The 22040-nt window shown below is 66.9% G+C and carries 21 protein-coding genes; 13 read left to right on the top strand and 8 right to left on the bottom strand.

The window, feature by feature from the left end:
* Position 1 precedes the first annotated feature (1 nt).
* From IPU70_RS27560 to phbB, 3 genes are read left to right on the top strand one after another with little or no spacing between them, the layout of a single operon-like run.
* Positions 2-1126 (top strand): ABC transporter permease, encoded by a 1125-nt coding sequence (locus IPU70_RS27560; RefSeq protein ID WP_207472445.1) that lies wholly within the window; start codon positions 2-4, stop codon positions 1124-1126.
* Positions 1127-1173: 47 nt separating this feature from the next.
* A complete protein-coding gene (locus IPU70_RS27555) occupies positions 1174-1641 on the top strand; it encodes a hypothetical protein (RefSeq protein ID WP_013396262.1) in 468 nt (155 codons plus the stop codon).
* Positions 1631-2377, top strand: a complete 747-nt coding sequence (gene phbB / locus IPU70_RS27550; RefSeq protein WP_013396263.1) for an acetoacetyl-CoA reductase — start codon at positions 1631-1633, stop codon at positions 2375-2377. Before IPU70_RS27555 ends, phbB begins: the two co-directional genes overlap by 11 nt.
* Positions 2378-2399: 22 nt before the next feature.
* Here the strand turns inward: phbB and IPU70_RS27545 are convergent, their stop codons facing one another.
* On the bottom strand, positions 2400-3296 hold the full coding sequence (locus IPU70_RS27545) for a LysR family transcriptional regulator (protein ID WP_207472444.1): 897 nt from the start codon (positions 3294-3296) through the stop codon (positions 2400-2402).
* 138 nt (positions 3297-3434) lie between these two features.
* On the opposite strand from IPU70_RS27545, the gene IPU70_RS27540 reads away from it, so the two are divergent.
* The 10 genes from IPU70_RS27540 to IPU70_RS27495 all read left to right on the top strand — a co-directional run bounded on the left by IPU70_RS27540 (position 3435) and on the right by IPU70_RS27495 (position 14176).
* A complete protein-coding gene (locus IPU70_RS27540; protein ID WP_013396265.1) occupies positions 3435-4052 on the top strand; it encodes a nitroreductase family protein in 618 nt (205 codons plus the stop codon).
* 18 nt (positions 4053-4070) lie between these two features.
* On the top strand, positions 4071-4949 hold the full coding sequence (locus IPU70_RS27535) for an EamA family transporter (protein ID WP_371819114.1): 879 nt from the start codon (positions 4071-4073) through the stop codon (positions 4947-4949).
* Positions 4950-5030: 81 nt separating this feature from the next.
* The gene (locus IPU70_RS27530; protein WP_207472442.1) at positions 5031-5726 is read left to right on the top strand and encodes an alpha/beta hydrolase; all 696 of its coding nucleotides are present in this window, start codon (positions 5031-5033) and stop codon (positions 5724-5726) included.
* Between the two features lie 306 nt (positions 5727-6032).
* Positions 6033-7469 (top strand): cytochrome ubiquinol oxidase subunit I, encoded by a 1437-nt coding sequence (locus tag IPU70_RS27525; RefSeq protein WP_013396267.1) that lies wholly within the window; start codon positions 6033-6035, stop codon positions 7467-7469.
* Positions 7470-7473: 4 nt separating this feature from the next.
* Positions 7474-8481 carry a cytochrome d ubiquinol oxidase subunit II gene (gene cydB, locus IPU70_RS27520; protein ID WP_207472441.1) on the top strand — a complete coding sequence of 336 codons (1008 nt, stop codon included), beginning with the start codon at positions 7474-7476 and terminating at the stop codon, positions 8479-8481.
* The gene (locus tag IPU70_RS27515) at positions 8481-8624 is read left to right on the top strand and encodes a DUF2474 domain-containing protein (RefSeq protein WP_207472440.1); all 144 of its coding nucleotides are present in this window, start codon (positions 8481-8483) and stop codon (positions 8622-8624) included. Before cydB ends, IPU70_RS27515 begins: the two co-directional genes overlap by 1 nt.
* 27 nt (positions 8625-8651) lie before the next feature.
* Entirely contained in the window at positions 8652-10061 is a 1410-nt protein-coding gene (locus IPU70_RS27510; RefSeq protein ID WP_207472439.1) for a PLP-dependent aminotransferase family protein, read from the top strand.
* A 79-nt stretch (positions 10062-10140) separates the two neighbouring features.
* Entirely contained in the window at positions 10141-10653 is a 513-nt protein-coding gene (locus IPU70_RS27505) for a sigma-70 family RNA polymerase sigma factor (protein WP_207472438.1), read from the top strand.
* Positions 10650-11627 (top strand): DUF4880 domain-containing protein, encoded by a 978-nt coding sequence (locus IPU70_RS27500; protein ID WP_207472437.1) that lies wholly within the window; start codon positions 10650-10652, stop codon positions 11625-11627. The genes IPU70_RS27505 and IPU70_RS27500 overlap by 4 nt, the downstream gene beginning before the upstream one ends.
* A gap of 104 nt (positions 11628-11731) precedes the next feature.
* A complete protein-coding gene (locus tag IPU70_RS27495) occupies positions 11732-14176 on the top strand; it encodes a TonB-dependent siderophore receptor (RefSeq protein WP_207472436.1) in 2445 nt (814 codons plus the stop codon).
* Here IPU70_RS27495 and IPU70_RS27490 read toward each other — a convergent pair.
* The 7 genes from IPU70_RS27490 to IPU70_RS27460 form a co-directional block, all read right to left on the bottom strand.
* The gene (locus IPU70_RS27490) at positions 14173-15150 is read right to left on the bottom strand and encodes a tripartite tricarboxylate transporter substrate binding protein (protein WP_207472435.1); all 978 of its coding nucleotides are present in this window, start codon (positions 15148-15150) and stop codon (positions 14173-14175) included. The two genes, IPU70_RS27495 and IPU70_RS27490, sit on opposite strands and share 4 nt — an antisense overlap.
* 74 nt (positions 15151-15224) lie before the next feature.
* Positions 15225-16454 carry a tricarballylate utilization 4Fe-4S protein TcuB gene (gene tcuB, locus IPU70_RS27485; protein ID WP_305827223.1) on the bottom strand — a complete coding sequence of 410 codons (1230 nt, stop codon included), beginning with the start codon at positions 16452-16454 and terminating at the stop codon, positions 15225-15227.
* Entirely contained in the window at positions 16441-17856 is a 1416-nt protein-coding gene (tcuA, locus tag IPU70_RS27480) for an FAD-dependent tricarballylate dehydrogenase TcuA (protein WP_207472434.1), read from the bottom strand. Before tcuA ends, tcuB begins: the two co-directional genes overlap by 14 nt.
* A gap of 77 nt (positions 17857-17933) precedes the next feature.
* Entirely contained in the window at positions 17934-18860 is a 927-nt protein-coding gene (locus tag IPU70_RS27475; protein ID WP_013396277.1) for a LysR family transcriptional regulator, read from the bottom strand.
* A 62-nt stretch (positions 18861-18922) separates the two neighbouring features.
* Positions 18923-19834, bottom strand: coding sequence for a c-type cytochrome (locus IPU70_RS27470; protein WP_207472433.1), 912 nt, complete (start codon positions 19832-19834; stop codon positions 18923-18925).
* Positions 19827-21173, bottom strand: a complete 1347-nt coding sequence (locus IPU70_RS27465) for a cytochrome c (protein WP_207472432.1) — start codon at positions 21171-21173, stop codon at positions 19827-19829. The genes IPU70_RS27470 and IPU70_RS27465 overlap by 8 nt, the downstream gene beginning before the upstream one ends.
* 214 nt (positions 21174-21387) lie before the next feature.
* A partial coding sequence (locus tag IPU70_RS27460) for a glutathione S-transferase N-terminal domain-containing protein (protein WP_207472431.1) occupies positions 21388-22040 on the bottom strand: 653 nt, incomplete at its 5' end.

Below are 22040 nucleotides of genomic sequence, written 5' to 3'. Positions count from 1 at the left end.
GATGCGGCACCTGGCCAATATCTACCGCCTGGGCGTGAAGGAACTGTGGAGCCTGGCGCGCGACCCGATGATGCTGGTCCTGATCCTCGTGTCGTTCACGCTGATGATCTACACGGCGGCCACGGCCGTGCCGGAAACGCTGCACAACGCCCCCATCGCCGTGGTGGACGAGGACGTCTCGCCCCTGTCCGCGCGCATCACCTCGGCCTTCTATCCGCCCCACTTCACGCCGCCGGAAGTGACGACCTCGGCCGAGGCCGATGCCGGCATGGACGCGGGACGCTACACCTTCTCGGTCAACATCCCGCCGAACTTCCAGCGCGACGTGCTGGCCGGCAGGCCCGCGGAAATCCAGCTGAACGTGGACGCGACCCGCATGAGCCAGGCGTTCACGGGCAGCAGCTACATCCAGCAGATCATCACCGACGAGATCAACGAATTCGTCAAGCGCTACCGCGCACCCACCGAGCTGCCGGTGGAGCTGGCCGTGCGCATGCGCTTCAACCCCAATTTGACCCAGGCCTGGTTCGGCGCGCTGATGGAAATCATCAACAACGTCACCATGCTGTCCATCATCCTGACCGGCGCGGCGCTGATCCGCGAGCGCGAACACGGCACCATCGAGCATTTGCTGGTCATGCCGGTGACGCCGACCGAAATCATGGTCGCCAAGGTCTGGTCGATGGGGCTGGTGGTTTTGGCGTCCGCTGGGCTATCGTTGACGTTCGTGGTACGCGGCTTGCTGCAAGTGCCGATCGAAGGATCGGTGGCGCTGTTCCTGGTCGGGGCGGCGCTGCACCTGTTCGCGACGACCTCTATGGGCATATTCATGGCCACGCTTGCGCGCAGCATGCCGCAGTTCGGCATGCTTCTGGTACTAGTGCTGCTGCCCCTGCAAATGCTGTCGGGCGGCACCACGCCGCGCGAAAGCATGCCGCAGTTCGTGCAGGACATCATGCTGGCCGCCCCCACCACCCACTTCGTGGAACTCGGCCAGGCCATTCTCTACCGCGGCGCGGGCTTGAGCGTCGTGTGGCAACCCTTCCTGGCGCTGGCGCTGATAGGCTCGGTCCTGTTCGCGTTCTCGCTGGCGCGCTTTCGCAAGACCCTCAGCCAGATGGCGTGAGGCCTGTGTATTCGTTACCCCTTACCACTCTCTTAAAAGGACGGATGATGAAGAAGACAACTGCCTCCATGCCTCAGGGCCTCGCCAGCGCCAATGCCGCCTACTGCCAGCGCATGGCCCAGCTGGCGCAGGAAAGCCAGCAGCGCTGGCTGGAACTGGGCCGCCGCCTGGCCGGCGGCAATGCCGAACAATACCTCGCCACGCTGGCGCCGCTGCAGCAGTCCGGCAACTGGCAGGAGATCGCTCCCGCGCTGGGCGAGATCACCCGCAAGCAATGGCAAAGCCAGCTTGAAGCCAGTCAGGCCATCACCCACGCGCTGCTGGAAGAGCAGGCCACCCTGGCCTCCGGCATCAGCGAAGCCATGACGGGGTGGCTGAAGCAGGCCAGCGGCGGCGCCATGGGCCTGGATGCTACGCCCATGGCCCAGATCTGGACGACCCTGTCCAACCAGATGGCGTCCGCATGCTCGGCCATGCGCGACGCGAGCAAGCCGGGAGCCCACCATGACGGCTGAACGCACAGCGCTCGTCACCGGCGGGGCCGGCTGCCTGGGACAGGCCATTGCACAGGCCCTGCACGCTGCCGGCCACAAGGTCATCATCACCTATCACTCCAGCGAAAGCGCGGCGCGGGCCTGGGTCGACGCGGAAGCGGCCCAGGGCCGCCGCTACGCCATGTACAAGGTGGACGTGGCCGACCATGACTCATGCCAGGCGCTGGCGCGGCGCCTGGAGGAAGACGGCCACCAGATCGACATCCTGATCAACAACGCCGGCCTCACCCGCGATGCCAGCCTGCGCAAGATGAGCTACGACAATTGGACGGAAGTCCTGCGCGGCAACCTGGATTCGATGTTCAACATGACGCAGCCACTGTGCGGCGCCATGGCCGACCGGGGCTGGGGCCGCATCGTCAACATCTCGTCCGTCAACGGCAGCAAGGGTTCGTTCGGCCAGACCAACTACGCGGCCTCCAAGGCCGGCATCCACGGCTTCACCAAGTCCCTGGCACTGGAGCTGGCCAGGAAGGGCGTGACCGTGAACACAGTGTCGCCCGGCTACCTGGCGACGCGCATGGTCGAGGCGGTGCCCGAAGAAGTATTGAAGGAGAAGATCCTGCCGCAGATCCCGCTGGGCCGGCTGGGCCGTCCGGAAGAGATCGGCGCGCTGGTCGCCTTCATCTGCAGCGACGCCGCCGGATTCATGACAGGCAGCAATGTCGCCATGAACGGCGGCCAGCACATGTACTGATGCGGCGCCGGGCCGCCGCGGCTCATTCCTGCGGCGCGCCCAGTTCTTCCAGCAGGAAGTCGACGAAGGCGCGCACCTTGGCCACCATGTGGCGGCGCGACGGATACACCGCATAAACGTAGGTCTCGTCCGGCTGCCAGTCCTGCAGCACCGCCTGCAGCGCGCCGCTGTCCAGGTCCTGCTGTACGTATATGCGCGGCACCAGGCTGACGCCGAAGCCCGCGCGCAACGCATCGCGCACCGCCAGGCTGGAACTCACTCTGTAGCGCCCCCGCACCGGCACGCGTTCGGTCTCGCCCGCCCGCTTGAAGGTCCATTCGTCCGCATGTCCCGACAAGGTGAACTGCACGCGCTCCATGCCGCGCAGCGCCAGGGGCGAGGCCGGCACGCCGTGCCGCTCGAAGTAAGCCGGCGCGCCGCAAAGCACGTGGTCCAGCGTCATCAGCTTGCGCGCCACCAGGCTGGAATCCTCCAGCCTGTCGGTGCCGCGGATCGCCACGTCGTAGCCTTCCTTGACGATGTCGATGCGGCGGTCCTCCAGATTGAGGTCCAGCGATACCTGCGGATAGCGTTCCAGGAAGCGCGGCATGGCGGCGGACAGCCGGACCAGGCTCAGCGACATGGGCGCGCTGACCCGCAAGGTGCCCGACGGCGCATGCTGCAGCGGCCCCAGCGATTGCTCGGCTTCACCCAGGTCGTCCAGGATGCGCGCCACCTGCTCGTAGTAGCGCGCGCCGGCTTCGGTCAGGCTCATGCGGCGGGTGGTGCGGTTGAGCAGCCGCGCCGCCAGGTGGGCCTCCAGTTCGGCGATGTTCTTGCTGACCGCAGCCGGCGACAAGCCCATCTGCCGCGACGCGGCCGCGAAGCCGCCCCGCTCCACCACTTGCCTGAAGACCTTCAGCGCCGTCAGATGATCCATTGATTATTCACCATTAGTGAATGATATTGCCATCGATTTGGATATTATCGCCAATCTACGATTCAATTAGTCTGTGGTCATGGAATCGGCGTGCATGTGATGCGCCGGCAATCTCAGTAAATCCCAAGGATGGCAGCCATGAACCACGCCCTGACCGACGCAATCGCACAACGCAATTCCGCCAATTTCTTCGATCCCGCCCGCGGCGTGGACGACGACAACATCCACACCCTGATCTCCTGGGCCACCCGCGCCCCCACCGCCTTCAATCTGCAGAATTGGCGCTTCATCGCCGTGCGCAGCCAGGACGGCAAGCGCCGCCTGCGCGAGCTGGCCTGGAACCAACCCAAGGTGAGCGAAGCGGCGGTGACCTTCATCGTGCTGGGCGTGCTGCCCCAGGCCGCCTGGATGGCCGAGCGCCTGCAAGGCTCGGTGGACGCAGGCTTCATGCCGGCGGCCATGGTGCCGTCGTGGGAAGCCGCCGCCAGCCGCCTCTATACCGACTCGCCGCAGACCCGCCGCGACGAGGCGGTGCGCAGCGCCACCTTCGGCGCTTCCACCCTGATGCTGGCGGGACAGGCCCAGGGCCTGGCGGCCAGCCCGATGACCGGTTTCGACGCCGCCGGCGTGACCGAAGCCTTCGGCTTGCGCCAGGAAGAGGTGCCGGTCATGCTGGTCGCCATGGGCTACGCGCAGGAAGGCAATTGGCCGCAGAAGCCGCGCCGCCCCGTCAACGACGTACTCGAACTCGCCTGAGCCCTTCGGAGCATGACCATGAACCGCGGTTCCGATCTGCTGTTGACTGCCCTGGCACCCGCCATCTGGGGCAGCACCTATGTCGTCACCACCCTGATGCTGCCGCAGGACTACCCGCTGACGGTCGCCATGCTGCGCGCCCTGCCGGCCGGCCTCCTGCTGCTGCTCGCGGTGCGCCAACTGCCCCACGGCATTTGGTGGCTACGCACGTTCATCCTGGGCGCGCTGAACTTCTCCGTCTTCTGGGCCCTGCTGTTCGTGGCGGCCTACCGCCTGCCGGGCGGCGTGGCCGCCACGCTGGGCGCGATCCAGCCGCTGGTGGTGATCCTGCTGGCGCGCAGCCTGCTGGGCACGCCCGTGCGCGGCCTGTCGGTGCTGGCGGCGCTGGGCGGCCTGGGCGGCGTGGCGCTGCTGGTGCTGACGCCCAAGGCCGCGTTGGACCCCGTGGGCATCGTGGCCGGGCTGATCAGCGCGGCCTCGATGGCCCTGGGCACGGTGCTCAGCCGCCGCTGGCAGCCGCCGGTGTCGGCGCTCACTTTCACGTCCTGGCAGCTGACGGCGGGCGGCATCCTGCTGGTGCCGCTGGCTTTCGCCGCGGAACCCGCTCTGCCGCCGCTCACTGCCCTGAACGTGGCCGGCATCGCCTACCTGGGCCTGATCGGCGCGGCGCTGACCTATGTGCTCTGGTTCCGCGGCGTGGCGCGACTGGAACCCGCGGTGGTGTCCTCGCTGGGCTTTCTCAGCCCGATCACGGCGGTGCTGCTGGGCTGGGGCCTCTTGGGCCAGCACCTGAGCGCCGCGCAGATCGCCGGCATGGCGATCGTGGTCGCCAGCGTGTGGCTGAGCCAGCGCGCACAGCGCCCGGCCGCCATCGCGCCCGCACCTCGCCCGCTGTAACACGCCGGCACGCAAAAGCAGTAGCGACGCCGGCGTGGCACGCGCATGATCGTTGCTCCATCCCGAGGAAGGAGCCGCACCATGAGCAGCAAACCCTGCATCATTCTTGTCCACGGTTTCTGGGGCGGCGCCGCCCACTGGAGCCGAGTCATCCTGGAACTGGCGCGCAAGGGCTACCAAGACCTGCATGCCGTCGACATGCCGCTGGCCTCCCTGGCCGGCGACGCCGAACGCACCCGCAAGATGATCGCGCAGCAGCAAGGCCCGGTGTTGCTGGTGGGCCATTCGTATGGCGGCGCGGTCATCACCGAGGCCGGCAACCAGCCCAACGTGGCCGGCCTGGTGTACATCGCCGCTTTCGCGCCGGACGCGGGAGAAAGCCCCGGCGGCATCACGCAGGAACTCCTGCCGGCGGCCGCGCCCAATCTTGCGCCCGACAGCGACGGCTACCTGTGGCTGCGCGCCGACAAGTTCCACGAGAGCTTCTGCCAGGACCTGCCCGCCGACGAAGGGCTGGTCATGGCCGTCACGCAAAAGGCGCCACTGGCCAGCGCCTTCGGCGAAACGGTATCCGTCCCCGCCTGGCGCAGCAAACCATCCTGGTATCAGATCTCCAGCCAGGACCGGATGATCGCCCCGGAGAACCAGACGCGCATGGCCGCGCGCATGAATCCGCGCAAAACCATCACCCTGGACGCGAGCCATGCATCGCTCGCGTCCCGCGCCGGTGAGGTGGCCGGCCTGATCGACGAAGCGGCACGCGCCTGCGGCTCGTAGAGGCCATGCGCCGATCGGGCGGGCTACGCCTCCAAACCAGCGTATCAGGGGACGCACCCGCCTTTTCTGTGCTGCTTTTTTTGTAACTTCGCAAACCGGAAAACAACCGCAGCACAGATGTTTTCCCTATGAACAATGGATGCAGATCCCAGAATCCATCCAAACTGATCCGCTTTTTTCTTCTTTCTCTGAATCTGTACTGATAAGGGCCGCGGCTCTAACTTCAAGGTGTAGTTCAAACACCCGTCAGTGCACGCCGTCTTGTGGCGGTTGAGGCGCGCTGGCGTAGAAGTCAGGAATACCGCCATGGATAGCGACGCGCTATTGCTTGCCCGAATACAGTTCGGCTTCACCATCTCGTTTCACATCATCTTCCCCGCCATCACCATCGGCCTGGCCAGCTACCTCGCCGTGCTGGAAGGACTGTGGCTGCGCACGCGCAACACCGTCTACCGCGACCTCTACCATTTCTGGACCAAGATCTTCGCCGTCAACTTCGGCATGGGCGTGGTGTCCGGCCTGGTGATGGCGTATCAGTTCGGCACCAACTGGAGTTTCTTCTCCGATTTCGCCGGCAGCGTGACCGGGCCCCTGTTGGCCTATGAAGTGCTGACCGCCTTCTTCCTGGAAGCCGGCTTCCTCGGCGTGATGCTGTTCGGCTGGTCGCGCGTGGGGCCGGGCCTGCACTTCTTTTCGACCGTGATGGTGGCCCTGGGCACGCTGGTGTCGGCCACCTGGATCCTGGCGTCCAACAGCTGGATGCAGACGCCGGCCGGCTACGAGATCCTGGACGGCCGCGTGGTGCCCACGGACTGGCTGGCGGTCATCTTCAACCCGTCCTTCCCCTACCGCCTGGCTCACATGGGCATCGCCGCGTTCCTGGCGACCGCGCTGATGGTGGGCGCTTCCGGCGCCTGGCACCTGCTGCGCGGCGACCGCAGCCCCGCCGTGAAGAAGATGTTCGCGATGGCGATGGGCATGCTGCTGCTGGTGGCGCCGCTGCAAGCCGTGGTCGGCGACTTCCATGGCCTGAACACGCTGAAGCACCAGCCCGCCAAGATCGCCGCCATCGAAGGCCATTGGGAAAACGAGCCCGGCGCCGGCGTGCCGTTGACGCTGTTCGGCATCCCCGACATGGAGCGCGAGGAAACGCGCTACGCGGTGAACATCCCGCGCCTGGGCAGCCTGATCCTCACGCATAGCTGGGACGGCCAGTTCCCCGGCCTGAAGTCGTATCCGCCAGAAGACCGCCCCAACGCCACGGCCGTGTTCTGGTCGTTCCGCGTGATGGCGGGCCTGGGCATGCTGATGATTGCTTTGGCAGCCTGGGCGTTGTGGTCGCGCTGGCGCGGCAAGCTGTACGAATCGCGCTGGCTGCACCGCTTTGCGCTGTGGATGGGGCCGTCCGGACTGATCGCCATCCTGGCGGGCTGGTATGTCACGGAGATTGGCCGCCAGCCCTGGGTGGTGTATGGCGTCATGCGCACCGCCGACGCGGCCACGCCGCACGGGCTGGGCGAACTGACGCTGACGCTGGCGCTGTTCGTGGTGGTGTACCTGCTGGTGTTTGGCGCCGGCGTGTCGTACATGCTGCGCCTGATCCGCATGGGTCCCAGCCCCGCTCCCGGCCACGCGCCGCTGTCGGGCGGCCCGGGCGAACCGCGCCAGCCGTCGCGGCCGCTGTCGGCCGCCTCCACCCTGGCGGGCATCGAGCCCGCGCAACGCAAGCATTCGGGAGTCTGAGGCCATGGGCATCGACCTTGCACTGGTATGGGCCGTCATCATCCTGTTCGGCGTGATGATGTACGTGATCATGGATGGCTTCGATCTGGGCATCGGCATCCTCTTTCCGCTGATCAATGATCGCGAGGAACGCGACGTCATGGTCAACACCGTGGCGCCCGTGTGGGACGGCAACGAAACCTGGCTGGTGCTGGGCGGCGCCGGCCTGATGGCGGCGTTCCCGCTGGCCTACTCGGTGATCCTGAGCGCGCTGCACCTGCCGCTGGTGTTCATGCTGCTGGGCCTGATCTTCCGCGGCGTGGCGTTCGAATTCCGCTTCAAGGCGGACGAACACCACCGGCCGCTGTGGGACCGCGCCTTCGTGCTCGGCTCCGTGTGCGCCACCTTCTTCCAGGGCGTAACGCTGGGCGCCTACATCGAAGGCATCCCGGTGGTGGACCGCGCCTACCAGGGCGGCGCCTGGGACTGGATCAGCCCGTTCTCGCTGTTCACCGGCGCCGGGCTGGTGGTGGCCTACGCGCTGCTCGGCTGCACCTGGCTCATCATGAAGACCGAAGGCCGCCTGCACCGCCACATGTGCGACATCGCCCGGCCGCTGACGCTGGCGCTGCTGGCCGTGATCGCGGCGCTCAGCATCTGGACGCCGCTGGCGCAGCCGCAGATCGCGCAGCGCTGGTTCAGCCTGCCGAACATGTTCTGGTTCCTGCCGGTGCCACTGCTGGTCGCGGCGGCCGGCTTTGATCTCATCCGCCGCGTCAAGGGCATGCCCAACGCCGGTCCGTTCATGCTGTCGCTGGCGCTGCTGTTCCTGGGCTACAGCGGCCTGGGCATCAGCATCTGGCCCGCCATCATCCCGCCCGACGTGTCCATCTGGACCGCATCCGCGCCGCCGCAAAGCCAGGGCTTCGCGCTGGTGGGAGCGCTGGCGATCATTCCGATTATCCTCATGTACACCGCCTGGTCGTACTACGTGTTCCGGGGCAAGGTGCGTCTCGGCGAGGAGTTCCACTGATGAACCACTCCCAACCCTCCCTGCCCTCGTGGCGCAGCCGCCTGCTCTGGCTGGCGATGATCTGGGCATGCAGCGTCGCGGCGCTGGGCGTGGCCGCCTATGCGCTGCGCCTGGTGATGAGAACCATCGGCATGTCAACCTGAACCCGCAGCACGCAAACGGACCTGCCCATGAAGCGCTATGAACGGCTGACAGAAGAAATCACCGCATCGATCCGATCGGGCCTGCTACAGGCGGGCGACCGCCTGCCCTCGGTGCGGCAGACCAGCGCCAGCCGCGGGGTCAGCCCCTCGACGGTGTTCAAGGCCTATTACCTGCTGGAGGCGCGCGGCCTGATCCGCGCCCGCGACCGCTCCGGCTATTACGTGCTGCGCGCGCCGCACGCCACGCTGCCGGAACTCGACGGCCTGTCCAGCGCCAACGCCGGGCGCCATCCGGTGGACGTCAGCGACAACGTGTTGCAGGTGCTCAACGCCACCTTGCGCCGCGACATGCTGCCTTTCGGCTCGGCCTTTCCCAACCCGTCGCTGCTGCCCTACGGACGCCTGGCGAAGTTCATGGCGTCCACGGTCCAGCGCCTGGATCCCTGGGGCTCGATCGACGACCTCAGCCCGGGCGACGCCGCGCTGCGCCGCGCCATTGCGCTGCGCTACCTGGCCGACGGCATGTCGGTGCCGGTGGACGACATCATCATCACCAACGGCGCGCTGGACGCGCTGAACCTGAGCCTGGCGGCGGTCACCAGCCCCGGCGACGCGGTCATCGTCGAGTCCCCCACCTTCTACGCCGCGCTGCAATCGCTGGAACGCAATCACCTGCACGCCATCGAAGTGGCCACGCATCCGCGCGAAGGCATAGACCTGCAAGCGCTGGAGCAAGCCATCCTGCGCCATCGCCCCAAGGCCTGCTGGCTCATGACCAACTTCCAGAATCCACTGGGCAGCCTGATGCCCGATGACAAGAAGGAAGCGCTGGTGCGGCTCTTGGCCAGCCACGACGTGGCGCTGATCGAGGACGACGTCTACGGCGAGCTGTACTTCGGCGAAAGCCGCCCGCGCCCGGCCAAGGCCTTCGATCGCGATGGCATCGTGATGCACTGCTCTTCGTTCTCCAAGACCCTGGCGCCGGGCTACCGCGTGGGCTGGGTGGCCGCCGGCCGCTACACGCGGCGCATCATGCGCAACAAGCTCACCACCAGCCTGGCGACGGCGGCGCCCACCCAGGCCGCCATCGCCGCCTATCTGGAAAAGGGCGGCTTCGACCGCCACCTGCGCCAATTCCGCCAGGCGCTGGCCCAGCAGCAAGGGGAACTACTGCAAGCCATCGCTCGCTACTTTCCCAAGGGCACGCGCGCCACGCGGCCGCTGGGGGGCTATTTCGTGTGGGTGGAGCTGCCGGCCCACATCGACACGCTCAAGGTGCACCGTGCGGCGCTCGGGCACGGCATCAGCATCGCCCCGGGTCCGCTGTTTTCGGCGTCCGGCGGCTTCGGCAACTTCCTGCGGTTGAACGGCGGGCATCCCTGGAATCCGGAGATGGAACAGGGCATGGTGACGCTGGGCAAGCTGCTGGCCGGCTAGCAGCAGATTGTCCCGGCGGGCGATTCAAGTTATAAATGAGTGTTATTCTTATTGGCACTGATTTGTGGCCCGGCCCTTCATGGATTCCCCCGCGTACAAGAACGTCCACCGGCTTTACGCGGAACACCATGACTGGCTGCTCGGCTGGCTGAACCGGCGCGTCAACAACCGCGCCGACGCCGCCGACCTCACGCAGGACACGTTTGTCCGCGTCCTCACCTCCGCCAACGCCACCGCCCTGTCCGAACCCCGGGCTTATCTCCTGACACTGGCTCGCCGGCTCACCATCGACCTGTGGCGCGCGCGCGATGTCGAGGCGCGCTATCTGCAAGCGCTTGCGCTGGAGCAGGAGCCTATAGCGGCATCGCCCGAGACGCTGATCATGCTGAAGCAGGCGGTCATGGAAATAGACCACCTGCTGGATGGACTGCCGGTGCCGGTCAAGCACGCCTTCCTGCTGAACCGGCTGGATGGCATGACCCATCCCGCCATTGCGCAAACCCTGGGCCTGTCGCTGGCAACGGTGGAGCGCCACGTGAAGCGCGCCTTCCTGCACTGCCTCGCCGCGCGTCGGGCCGCGCAAGCGGCATGAGCGGCGCCTCCTTGCCGCGCGCCGCCTGCGACGCGCTGATGGAACAGGCGGTCGACTGGATCGTGCTGCTGACGTCAGGCCAGGCTACCGAGGGCGACCGCCGGCGCTTCGACCAATGGCTGAACAGCAACCCGGACCATGCTCGCGCCTGGGCCGAGGTGGACGGCATCATGCAGCAGCCGCTGGCCAGGCTGCGAGGCGCGGCGGACACCGCCCCCGGACCCGTCCGCGCCGCGCGCGCCGCCCTATTGCAAAACAGCGGACTGGACCGGCGTCGCCTGCTGAAACTGACCATGCTGCTGTCCGGCGTATCCGCCGGCGCCCTGATCGCAGACCGCTACATTCCGCTTGCCGGACTGTCCGCGACCTACTCCACGCATACCGGGGAACGCCAGACCTACACGCTGGAGGACGGCTCCATGCTGACGCTCAACGCGCGTTCGGCCGCCGATGTGCGCTATGACGATACGCGGCGCCTTGTCCAGCTGCGCCAGGGCGGGCTCTATGCCGAGGCCCGCGCCGACAGCCGGCCCTTCGTGGTGCAGACCCGGTACGGCGCCGTGCATGGCGGCGCATCGCATCTGGCGGTCAGCCAGTTCGATACCTATGCCGTGGCCAGCGCTCTCGAAAGCACGCTGACCTTGCGGCCGGAACGCGGCAGTCCTCTGATACTGGCGCAAGCCGGCACGGCCGCCTTCGACCGCGACCGCGCCTGGCAACGGGAAGACGCCGCGCAAGCCAGCTGGCGCAGCGGCATCCTCAGCGTGCGCGATGCCCGCCTGGCCGAGGTCATCGAGCAGTTGCGCGCCTATCAGGCCGGCGTGATCCGCCTGTCGCCAGAGGCTGGCGCGCTACGCGTTTTCGGCGTGTTCCCGCTGGACGACCCGCGCCAGACCCTGCTGGCCCTGGGCGAAACCCTGCCGATACAAGTCCGTCGCTACGGTCCCTGGCTGACGCTGGTGGACTCGGCATAACAAAAAAACGCACGCCCCCGCGCGGCGATGAGGGGATTGAGGTCGGTTATCCGTCATTACCTGTGACGCAACCGAAATCCCTTTCTTGCCGGACATCCCGAATCATGAATTTTCCCTTGAGCCGCAGCGCAGCGCTCGTCGCCGGCGCCCTCTGCGCCTGCGCGTTGACGCCGTCCGCGACCGCACAGGACGCCGCCCCCACGCACCAGGCCGCGCAGTCCTACGACCTGCCCGCCGCCCCCTTGGCGGACACGCTGAGCCGGATCTCGCTGCATAGCGGCCGCACCATATCCGCGAATGCCGAACTCGTCGCGGGCAGGCAAGCCGCGCCCGTGCGCGGCGCGCTGAGCGCCGAAGCCGCGGCACGGCAGGCCCTGGCAGGCACGGGTCTGGAACTCGTCGTCACCCCCGCGGAGGTGCTGAGCGTGCGCCTCCAGCCCCATGCCGGCGCGGTGACATCGCTGGAGCCAGTCATGGTCACGGCCAGCAGCATCATCCCGCCCAGCGAGGGTACGGGTTCGTATACGGTGCCCGAATCCAGCTCGGCGACGCGTATGCGCCTGTCATTGCGCGAAACGCCACAGTCCGTCACGGTCATCACGCGCCAGCAGATGGAAGACCAGGGCATCGTCACCATCGCCGACGCACTGGAGCAAGCGCCCGGCGTGGTCGTCAGCCGCAGCAACTCCGAAGGCTACAGCTTCTATTCCCGCGGTTTCCAGCTGCAGAATTTCCAGTTCGACGGACTGCCCAGCCTGTCCAGCGACGGCGGCAACGTACGCGACAACTACAGCATCAGCAGCTCGGTCATCTATGACCGCGTCGAGATCCTCAAGGGCGCCACGGGCCTGGTCAATGGCGCCGGCTATCCTTCGGGCGTCATCAACCTGATCCGCAAGCGGCCCACCCGCGAGTTCCAGGGCAGCGTCACCGCCGGCGCCGGGTCCTGGGACCAGTACCGGGGCGAACTGGACCTGGGCGGCTCGCTGGCCGAGAACGGCAGGATCCGCGGCCGGATGATCGCCGCGGTGAACGACAGCGCCAGCTTCATCGAGTACACAAAAACCCGCGAAGACGTGCTGTATGGCATCGTCGAGGCCGACATCACGTCGCGCACCACGGCAACGCTGGGCATCGAGTATCAAAAAAACAAGAACGACGCCTCGTCCAACATCCACCTGCCCGCGTTCTATTCGGACGGCCGGCAGGCGAGCTTCTCACGCTCGACCAATCCCGCCGATAGATGGACCTGGCGCAATCACGAGACCACGCGCTACTTCGCCGACGTCACGCATACCTTCGACAACGACTGGCAACTGAAGCTGGCCGCGGGGCATCGGAATTATTCCTCCAGCGAGTTGATCGCGGGGATGGGCAGTTCATTCATCGACGCCAGAACGCACAGCATCAGCCACAGCCTCGGCCAGGCCAGCCTGTTCGATACGGATTCGCGCGAGAACAGCGTCGACCTGCAGGCCTCGGGCACATACTCCCTGCTGGGTCGCCGCCACGACCTGGTGTTCGGCTACAACGCCGCACGTACGCACTCGACATCGCGGCGCGACGACGGCCTGAGCGACACCATCATCAAGGACGCCTTCAACTGGGACAACAATAGCTTCAAGCCCACGGTCTACAAACGCCTGCTCGACCACGATATCGAGGTATCCCAGAAGATCCTGTACGGCGCCACTGTCCTGCACCCTACTGACCGGTTCGCGCTCATCCTGGGCGGACGGCTGACCGATTACCGCTGGGAACAAAATTCCGTTTTCAGCAGCGGCTTCCGGGGCAACTACGGCACCGACGTCAAGAACAAGTTCATTCCGTATGCCGGCGTCACATTCGATGTAGACGCCTATCACACCGTCTATGCCAGCTACACCGACGTGTTCAAGCCGCAGGCCTTCAACTTCGACGCCTCCAATCGCCAGCTGGATCCCATGACGGGCAAGAGCGTGGAAGTGGGCGCCAAAGGCGAATACCTGGACGGCCGGCTGAACACCAGCATCGCGCTGTTCCAGCTCAAGCAGGACAACGTCGCCGAACTGGATCCCAGCGGCGCCATGCTGCCCACTGGCGGCGTCGCCTACATCGCCGTGCCCGGCGTGACTACCCGGGGAATCGAACTGGAGGTATCCGGAGAATTGCTGCCCGGCTGGCAACTGCATGCTGGTTATACCTACAGCCGTTCGCGCGACCGCGCCGGCGAGCGCGTCAGCACGACCCAGCCGGAGCAGCTGTTCAAGCTGGCCACCACCTATCGCCTGCCCGGAGACTGGCACCGCCTGACGGTGGGCGGCAACGTGCATTGGCAAGGAGGCACCTACTTCGCGCAGACCGTCAACGGCGCAAGCCGCCGCTTCACGCAAGACAGCTATGGCGTGCTCGGCCTGATGGCCGCCTATGACTTCAACAAGGACCTGCGCTTGACCGTGAACCTGAACAATGTGCTGGACAAGACCTACTACTCCGGCATCGGCAACTACAACTCCGTCTACTACGGCGCGCCGCGCAACGTGCTGGCGCAGTTGCGCTACAAGTTCTAGTTCGCGGTCGCGCCCGAGTCCTTGACCGCCTTGGCCCAGGCCGCGATCTCGCTCTGGATGAAGGCGCCAAACGCCGCGGTGTTCAGGCTGGAAGCCTGCGCGCCCTCTTCCATCAGACGCTGCTTGACGGCCGGCGCGGCCAGCGCGTCGCTCAGGGCCTGGTTCAGCGTCGCAACCACCGCGTCCGGCGTGCCGGCCGGCGCGACGATGCCGTGCCACGACACGGCCTGAAAACCGGGCAGGCCCGATTCCGCCATGGTAGGAATATCCGGCATGGCGGGCGAGCGCTGCGGCGACGTGACCGCCAGCGCGCGCAGCGTACCCGCCTTCACGTGCGGCAGCACGCCAGGGATGGTGGTGAACATGAAGTCGATCTGGCCGCCGATCAGGTCGGTGATGGCGGGGCTGCCGCCCTTGTAGGGGATGTGCGTGAACTGGAGTTTGGCGGCGCTCTTGAACATCTCGCCAGCCAGATGGCCGGGCGTGCCCGCGCCGGCCGAGCCCATGTTGATCTTGTCACCCTGCGACCGGATATAGGCGACCAGCTCCTGCACATTCGCCGCCTGCACCTGCTTGCCCACCACCAGCACGTTGGGCACCGTGGCCAGCAGCGTGACGGGCGTGAAGTCTTTCACCGCGTCGTAGGAAATGCGCGAATACAAGGACGGGTTGATGCCATGCGTGCTGGCGGTGGCCAGCAACAGGGTGTAGCCGTCGGGCGCGGATGTCGCCACCTGCTTGGCGGCGATGGTGCCGTTGGCGCCGCCCTTGTTGTCGATGACGATGGTCTGCCCAAGCGTCTTGGCGGCCTCGGCCGCGACGGTTCGCGCCAGGATGTCCGAGGTGCCGCCCGCGGAATGCGGCACCACCAGCGTAATCGGCTTCGTGGGGAAGGACTGGGCTTGCGCCGCCGGCAAGGCCGGCAGCAGACAGACGGCCAGCGCGGTGCGCGCCAGCAAGGAAGTACGGAACATTGAAATCTCCTGGTTTGTTATCGGTCGCGGCGCCGTCGGCGGGCGCCGTCAAATTCCCGCGACTACGCGGCCCTTCAGTCCGAGCCCAGCTGCAGCTTGTTGGGCTGGCGTTTCTCGATGGCCCACTTCAGCAGCGCGGCAGAACGGTAGATGCCATGGGCGAACTTGCCGTAGGGCAGGGTCAGGAACAGCGCCATCACCACGCCCAGATGAATCGCCAGCAGCAGCGCCATCGCGCCGCCGTCGCGGCCGGCCAGCAAGGCCAGGCCGGTGGCGCTGGTCAGGAACAACAGCGCGATGAAGCCGCGGTCCATGGGCTTTTGCGCCGCGTCGCCCTGCTGCGGATGGCGCTTGAAGTTCAGCCACAGCAGCCCCGCCGGCCCGATCAGCAGGCCGATTCCGCCCGCCGTGCCCAGCAGCACCGGCGCGCTCCAGAACGGATACGGCGCCTGCAGGTCCAGCAGATAGTGGTACAGCGTCGCCACACAGGTAGCGGCGAAGCACAGCATGAACCCATAGAACGTGAAGTGATGGAACCGGCGGCGCCACAAGGTGAAGGCGTCGTCCGCGTTGTTGCAGCCCTTGCCATGCCCCCCATCCAGATAGCGCAGCCGCAGCGCGTCGTGCGCCGCCTCCGCCACCGCGGCGCCCGTGGCCGCCCCCGGGCTGACATTGCGCCAGAAGCGCGCGACGCCCACGCCCAAGGCCAGCATCGAGAATCCGAACACCACGCCGAACATCAGCGCCAGCGTGTTGTGCGGGAACACGGCATAGAAGTTGCCGGCCATCGGCTCGTGGAACAGGCCGCCCGCCATCAGCACGGCCAGCGTCAGGAACAGCGCCAGCCCGGCGGCAGTTGCCAGCGACACCACCAGGCCATTGCGCTTGTACAGCGCGCCCAGCGCCGCGGGCCAGGCGTAATCGGTGTAGGTCTGCACCCGGACCCGGGCCATGGCCTGCGGCACGTTCACCGCGAACTCGTGCGGCGGCGCGTACTGGCAAGCGTGCAAACAGGCGCCGCAGTTGTGACACAGGTTGGCCAGGTAGTTCAGATCGGCTTTGCCGAATTCCAGGCGCCGGGTCATGGCGGGAAACACCGCGCAGAATCCTTCGCAGTAACGGCAGGCGTTGCAGATCTGCATGACGCGGGCGACTTCGGCTTCATCGCCGGTCAGAAGCTCCGCCTGGGGCTTGGCCTGTTTGCCTAGCCAGCGCACCGGCTGCTCGACCATGACGGGCGCCGCCTCAGCATGCGGCGTGGAAAAGGACTGCGCCTCGCGCGCCAGGGCTTCAAGCTGCGTCATGTCGTGCTTCCGCGTGGTGCCGGCCGCGCGCGGCTGCCGCGGCCCGGGTGCCGGCGATGCGGCCAAAGGCCGTGCCGATGGACATGCCCACCCCGGCCGTATAGCCCTTGCCCAGCACATTGCCGGCCATCATTTCGCCCGCGACGAACAGGTTGTCGCTGGGCACGTCGTTGAACCGGACCGCGGCGGTGTCGTCCACCTTCAGGCCCAGGTAGGTGAAGGTGATGCCGGGCCGCAAGGCATAGCCATAGAACGGCGCGGTATCGATGGGCCGCGCCCAGTGCGTCTTGGCCGGCGCCAGGCCCTCGGTATGGCAATCGTCCAACGCGGTGTGGTCGAACTTGCCGACGCGGCAGGCCGCGTTGTAGTCGCGCAGGGTCTGCTCGAAGACGGCAGGATCCAGCCCCAGCTTCACGGCCAGTTCCGGCAAGGTGTCGGCCTGCACGCCGGGGAATACCGGCGGCATGAAGCGGCCGACGGCCTTGGCGTCGATGATGGAATAGGCGATCTGCCCCGGCTGCATGGCCGTCAGGCGGCCCCAGATGGCGTAGCGCTTGGGCCAGAAGTCCTCGCCCTCGTCATAGAAGCGGCGCGCCTCCCGGTTGACCACAACGCCCAGCGACACGCAGTCGATGCGCGTGCAGATGCCGCCGTCGTACAGCGGCGCGCGCGCGTCGATGGCCACACAATGCGACTGCGACGGATCGCCGATGCGGTCCGCGCCCGCGTCCAGCATGAACTTCAACAGCACGCCCATGTTGTAGCGGGTGCCGCGGATCAGGAAATTGTCGGCCGGCCATTCGCCGCGCTCGTTCTGGCCCCAGGCCTCGCGCAGCCACTCGCGGTTGGACTCGAAACCGCCGGCCGCCAGCACACAGGCGCGCGCCTCGATGCGTTCATCGCCGATGCGCGCCGCCACGAAGCGCCCGCCGTCCAGCTCCAGCGAGTCGACCGGGGCGTCGTAGCGGATCTGCACGCCCAGCGCCTCGGCGCTGCGGTAGTAGGCGTTGACCAGGGCCTTGCCGCCGCCCATGAAGAAAGCGTTGGTGCGCGCCACGTGCAGCGCGCCCGACAGCGGCGGCTGGAAGTTCACGCCGTGGTGGCGCATCCAGTCCCTACAGGTGGAGGATTCGCGGATGACCAGGCGCGCCAGATGTTCGTTGGTCAGCCCGCCCGTCACCTTGAGCAGGTCCTGCCAGTATTCTTCCTCGGGGTAGGCCTCGATCAGCACGTCCTGCGGCGCATCGTGCATGCAGCGCAGATTGCGCGTGTGCTGCGAGTTGCCGCCGCGCCACTCGCGCGGCGCCGCTTCCAGCAGCAGCACGCTGGCACCGGCCTCGCGCGCCATCAGGGCCGCGCACAGCGCCGCGTTGCCCCCTCCCACCACCAAGACATCGACCATGCCATCGTTCCTCTTCCAAGGAACGGACTGTAGCGAGCAAGCGCACCCGCCGATATCAGCCAGGCGTCAACAGGTCTTCATGAATCGTGAAGAGTCACCACCGGCCATTTGCCCGCGCGCGCCAGCGTGCGCGAGACGTCGGCCAGCACCAGGCGGGCAGCCAGGGCCGCGGGCGACAGCTCGTCCTCGGACAGGCTGGCCAGCAGATTGGGACGGTACAGGTGGGCGTCGTCGATGCGCGCCATGTGCAACTGACCCGGCGCGATCCGCGCCATGGCGGAACTGGGCTGGATGGTGGCGACGTGGCCCAGCTGCACCACGTCCATCAGTACCGGCAGGCCATCCACCTCCACCGCCACCAGGGGCGCGCGGCCCGACTGCTGGTACGCGTGGTTGACCAGCGCGCGCAGCCCGTGGCGTCCGCTGGGCAGGACCAGCGGCAGATGCGCAATGGCTTCGATGCGGGTGGTGTCGCCTGCCGGCAAACCTGGCATGCCGGGATGGGCCAGCAGGAACAGCGGCTCGTCCAGCAAAGGCGTAATGCTCCAGCGGCGCGCGGATTCGGCCTGGAACACGATGGCCAGGTCCAGCAGGCGGCCGTTGAGCATGTCGCTGAGATGTCCCGACAGCGCTTCCACCAGATGCAGGCGGATGTCGGGATAGCGCTCATTCATGGCTTGCACGAAGGGCGCGCCGAGGATGGCGGCGGTGGTGGAAGGCAGGCCCACGCTGACGTGGCCCGCCAGCCTGGCCTGCTGCGCCGCGTGCACCGCATCGTCGGCGTGGCGCAGCGCCAGCTGCGCCTGGCGGAAGAACGCCAGCCCCGCGTCGGTGGGCTCCACGCCGCTGGCGCTGCGCCGCAGCAGCCGGGTGGACAACTCGCCCTCCAGCCGGCTGATCTGCTGGCTGAGCGCCGAGGTCACCATGCCGATGGACTGCGCGGCGCGGCCGATGCTGCCCGCCTCCACGACGCGGACGAAGTAACGCAGTTGGCGCAGTTCCATGGGCGGCCCCGGCTTTCCATAAGGGATGACAGGGCCGATTGTAGAGGCTGGGCCGCGGCGCCTCAGTAGCGCGCGTCCTTCGGCTTCTTGCCCTGCGGCCAGTCCTTGTCCTTGCCCGCGAAATCCGGGCGCGGCATGTGGGTGAAGTATTCAGCCACGTCCACCGCGTCCTGGTCGGACAGCACGCCGCCCTCGCCCCAGCTGCCGTGCGTGTTCACGCCCATCGGCATGCTGTTGCGGATGAAGGCTGCCGCCTTGTAGGTGCGCGCCAGGCCCGCGCCGATATTGAAGGACTCGTCGCCCCACAAGGGCGGAAAGGCGATGTCGCCCGAATGGTCCTTCTTGCCCTCGCCATTGGCGCCGTGGCAGGACGCGCATTGGGCCGCATACAGGCTCTTGCCGCGCACCGCGTCGGGCACCAGCTTGGTGTCTATCGGCCAAGCGTTCTCGATCTGCACCTTGGCACCGTGCGGCACGTCCTGGGCCAGCCACTTCATGTAGGCGATCATGGCCTGCATTTCCGCCGAGTCCTTCTCCAGCGGTTTGCCGTTCATCGAGCGCATGAAGCAGCCGTTGATGCGATCCTCCAGCGTCACCACCCGGTTGGCGCGGGGATTGAACTGCGGGAACGAATTGACCGTGTTGATGTAGGGCGCACCCAGCGGCTTCTTGCCGCCCTGCACGTGGCAGCTATTGCAGTTCAGGCTGGCGCCCGTGTTCTGCGGCAGCAGGCGGCGCGTCTCGGTCAGGAGACGCTTGCCGTAGTTGATCTGCTCGGCGTTGGGCTGCGCGGCGATCTGGGTGTCCGATGGAATGGTGTAGTCCGGCAGGCGCTTGCCGTCCTTGTCCAGCACCGGGAAGGTGCTGCGCGCGCCTGGCGCCGCGGCCTCGGGTTCGGCCGTGGCAGCCGTCCAGCCGCCCACGGCGACCGCAGCAGCCGCCAGCAGCGCGGCGATCCTGATGTGCTTACTCATGCTTGCCTCCGCCGATGTTCGGCTTCTTGCTGGCCAGGAACTCGCGGATATGCGCGACGTCCTTCTCGCCGATCGCGGGCGCCTGGTTGGTCCATCCCTTGCGGATGAAATTGATCACGTCTGTGATATCGCGATCGCTCAGGTGCTTGAAGCCCGGCATCGCGAACGTCATGGCATCCGTGTCGTTGGACGGCATCCTGCCGCCTTCCAGCGTGATCTGGATGATGGACTGCGGGTTCTGCGCAAACACCGCCGAGTTGCCCGCCAGCGCCGGGAAAATGCGCGGCATGCCCTGCCCGTCGGCACGGTGGCACACCACGCATTGCTCCGCGTAGATAACCGCACCGCGCGAGTCGTAGCGACCGTCACGCAGGGACGCGGTGGTGCCGTCGGCCTTGGGCGGGAAGGCGGCGAGCTTGCCGCCGGCCGCAGGCAATTGCTTCAGGTAGGCCGCGATGCTGGCAAGGTCGCCATCGGTGAAATAGCGCGTGCTGTGCTCGACCACGTCGGCCATCGCGCCGAATGCCGCCACCTTGTCGGTGCGGCCCGTCTTCAGGAACAGTTCGATATCCTGCGCGCTCCAGGATTGCAGGCCCTGGGCCTCGCCGCGCAGACTCTTGGCGCGCCAGCCGTCGATCACGGCGCCGGACAGGAAGGCGTCGCCGTCCGCCAGGGACAGCGCTTGCTCCTGATAAGCCAGGCCGCGCGGCGTGTGGCAAGCGCCGCAGTGGCCAGGACCTTCGACCAGATAAGCGCCGCGCACCAGTTTTTCATCGGCGCCGGCCGGGGCCGCGAACTCGCGCTTGCCCGCGAACAGCAGTTGCCACCAGGCCATGGGCCAGCGCATGTTCAGCGGCCACGGTATGGTGGAATCCGCGCTGGGCTGGCTGACGGGCTCGACCTGCGACATGAAGTAGGCGTACAGCGCCTGGATGTCCGCGTCCGGCATGATGGCGTACGACGGGTACGGCATGGCCGGATACAGGGGCGTGCCGTCCTTGCGGATGCCGTACTGCACCGCATTCTTGAAATCCGCGTAGCTGTAGCCGCCGATGCCCGTCTGCTTGTCGGGCGTGATGTTCGACGAATAGATGGTGCCGACCGGTGTCTGCATCGCCAGGCCGCCCGCGAAGGGCTTGCCATTGGGTACGCTGTGACAGGCCACGCAGTCGCCCGTGCGCGCGATGTAGGCGCCGGCCTCGGCCAGCCGCCTGTCGTTGATGTCGACGGACGCCGGCGCGTCGGCCTTGCGATTCGCGGTCAGCAGCTGCGCGCCGCCGATAGCCAGGCCCGCAGCCGCCAGCAGGCCCACCGCGACCTTGATCCCGATCCTCTTCATTACTGCCCTCCGTTGCACGCTGGCCAGCGTGCACGTCGGGGTGTTCGTACGGTCTGTCCAGCTTATGGAGGAAGCTTACGCCTTTCAGTAATAAGTTAATGACCGAAAAACATATAACTTGCGGGCTTGTTTGATTTGCCGCAAGCCCGCAGCGGACGACGGGAAACCGGAAGCACGCGGCCGCTCAGGCAGCGGCCGCGCAGCCTCCCCCGACTCAGGCGGGTATCGTCAGGCCCCGGGCCACCGCCGGGCGGGCCACGAAAGCCTCCAGCACCCGGGCAACATTCTTGAAGCGCGAGAACTCCACCAGCTCGCCCGCGCCATAGAAGCCCACCAGGTTGCGCACCCAGGGCAGGATGGCGATATCGGCAATGGTGTATTCATCGCCCATTACCCAGTCGCGCCCCGCCAGCCGTTGGTCCAGCACGTTCAACAGGCGCTTGGACTCCTCCGCATACCGGTCGCGCGGACGCTTGTCCTCGTAGTCCTTGCCGGCGAATTTGTGGAAGAAACCCAACTGGCCGAACATCGGGCCGATGCCACCCATCTGGAACATGATCCACTGCAGCGTCTCGTAGCGCCCCGCCGTGTCCGCCGGCAGGAACTTGCCCGCCTTGCTGGCCAGGTAGATCAGGATGGCGCCGGACTCGAACAGGCCCAGCGGCTTGCCTTCGGGGCCGTTGGGATCGAGGATGGCCGGAATCTTGTTGTTCGGGCTGAGCGACAGGAACTCGGGTGAAAACTGGTCCCGGGCGTCGAAGCTGACCCGGTGGACCTCGTAGGGCAGCCCGGTCTCCTCCAGCAGGATCGACACCTTCACGCCATTGGGCGTGGGCAGCGAATACAGCTGGATGCGATCGGGGTGCC

The sequence above is a fragment of the Achromobacter sp. SD115 genome, from assembly GCF_017355315.1.
Taxonomy (GTDB): Bacteria; Pseudomonadota; Gammaproteobacteria; order Burkholderiales; family Burkholderiaceae_B; genus Achromobacter; species Achromobacter xylosoxidans_B.
Note: the sequence above shows the minus strand (reverse complement) of the source record. Positions and strands in the feature narration are given on the sequence as shown.

What these genes read in the sequence shown, in the direction of transcription:
- IPU70_RS27490 (WP_207472435.1), bottom strand. Translation starts at nt 15,150, where the DNA reads ATGTTCCGTACTTCCTTGCTGGCGCGCACCGCGCTGGCCGTCTGTCTG.
- IPU70_RS27560 (WP_207472445.1), top strand. Translation starts at nt 2, where the DNA reads ATGCGGCACCTGGCCAATATCTACCGCCTGGGCGTGAAGGAACTGTGG.
- IPU70_RS27530 (WP_207472442.1), top strand. Translation starts at nt 5,031, where the DNA reads ATGAGCAGCAAACCCTGCATCATTCTTGTCCACGGTTTCTGGGGCGGC.
- IPU70_RS27540 (WP_013396265.1), top strand. Translation starts at nt 3,435, where the DNA reads ATGAACCACGCCCTGACCGACGCAATCGCACAACGCAATTCCGCCAAT.
- IPU70_RS27470 (WP_207472433.1), bottom strand. Translation starts at nt 19,834, where the DNA reads ATGAGTAAGCACATCAGGATCGCCGCGCTGCTGGCGGCTGCTGCGGTC.
- cydB (WP_207472441.1), top strand. Translation starts at nt 7,474, where the DNA reads ATGGGCATCGACCTTGCACTGGTATGGGCCGTCATCATCCTGTTCGGC.
- IPU70_RS27555 (WP_013396262.1), top strand. Translation starts at nt 1,174, where the DNA reads ATGAAGAAGACAACTGCCTCCATGCCTCAGGGCCTCGCCAGCGCCAAT.
- IPU70_RS27535 (WP_371819114.1), top strand. Translation starts at nt 4,071, where the DNA reads ATGAACCGCGGTTCCGATCTGCTGTTGACTGCCCTGGCACCCGCCATC.
- phbB (WP_013396263.1), top strand. Translation starts at nt 1,631, where the DNA reads ATGACGGCTGAACGCACAGCGCTCGTCACCGGCGGGGCCGGCTGCCTG.
- IPU70_RS27475 (WP_013396277.1), bottom strand. Translation starts at nt 18,860, where the DNA reads ATGGAACTGCGCCAACTGCGTTACTTCGTCCGCGTCGTGGAGGCGGGC.
- IPU70_RS27495 (WP_207472436.1), top strand. Translation starts at nt 11,732, where the DNA reads ATGAATTTTCCCTTGAGCCGCAGCGCAGCGCTCGTCGCCGGCGCCCTC.
- IPU70_RS27500 (WP_207472437.1), top strand. Translation starts at nt 10,650, where the DNA reads ATGAGCGGCGCCTCCTTGCCGCGCGCCGCCTGCGACGCGCTGATGGAA.
- IPU70_RS27505 (WP_207472438.1), top strand. Translation starts at nt 10,141, where the DNA reads ATGGATTCCCCCGCGTACAAGAACGTCCACCGGCTTTACGCGGAACAC.
- IPU70_RS27545 (WP_207472444.1), bottom strand. Translation starts at nt 3,296, where the DNA reads ATGGATCATCTGACGGCGCTGAAGGTCTTCAGGCAAGTGGTGGAGCGG.
- IPU70_RS27515 (WP_207472440.1), top strand. Translation starts at nt 8,481, where the DNA reads ATGAACCACTCCCAACCCTCCCTGCCCTCGTGGCGCAGCCGCCTGCTC.
- IPU70_RS27465 (WP_207472432.1), bottom strand. Translation starts at nt 21,173, where the DNA reads ATGAAGAGGATCGGGATCAAGGTCGCGGTGGGCCTGCTGGCGGCTGCG.
- tcuA (WP_207472434.1), bottom strand. Translation starts at nt 17,856, where the DNA reads ATGGTCGATGTCTTGGTGGTGGGAGGGGGCAACGCGGCGCTGTGCGCG.
- IPU70_RS27525 (WP_013396267.1), top strand. Translation starts at nt 6,033, where the DNA reads ATGGATAGCGACGCGCTATTGCTTGCCCGAATACAGTTCGGCTTCACC.
- IPU70_RS27510 (WP_207472439.1), top strand. Translation starts at nt 8,652, where the DNA reads ATGAAGCGCTATGAACGGCTGACAGAAGAAATCACCGCATCGATCCGA.
- tcuB (WP_305827223.1), bottom strand. Translation starts at nt 16,454, where the DNA reads ATGACGCAGCTTGAAGCCCTGGCGCGCGAGGCGCAGTCCTTTTCCACG.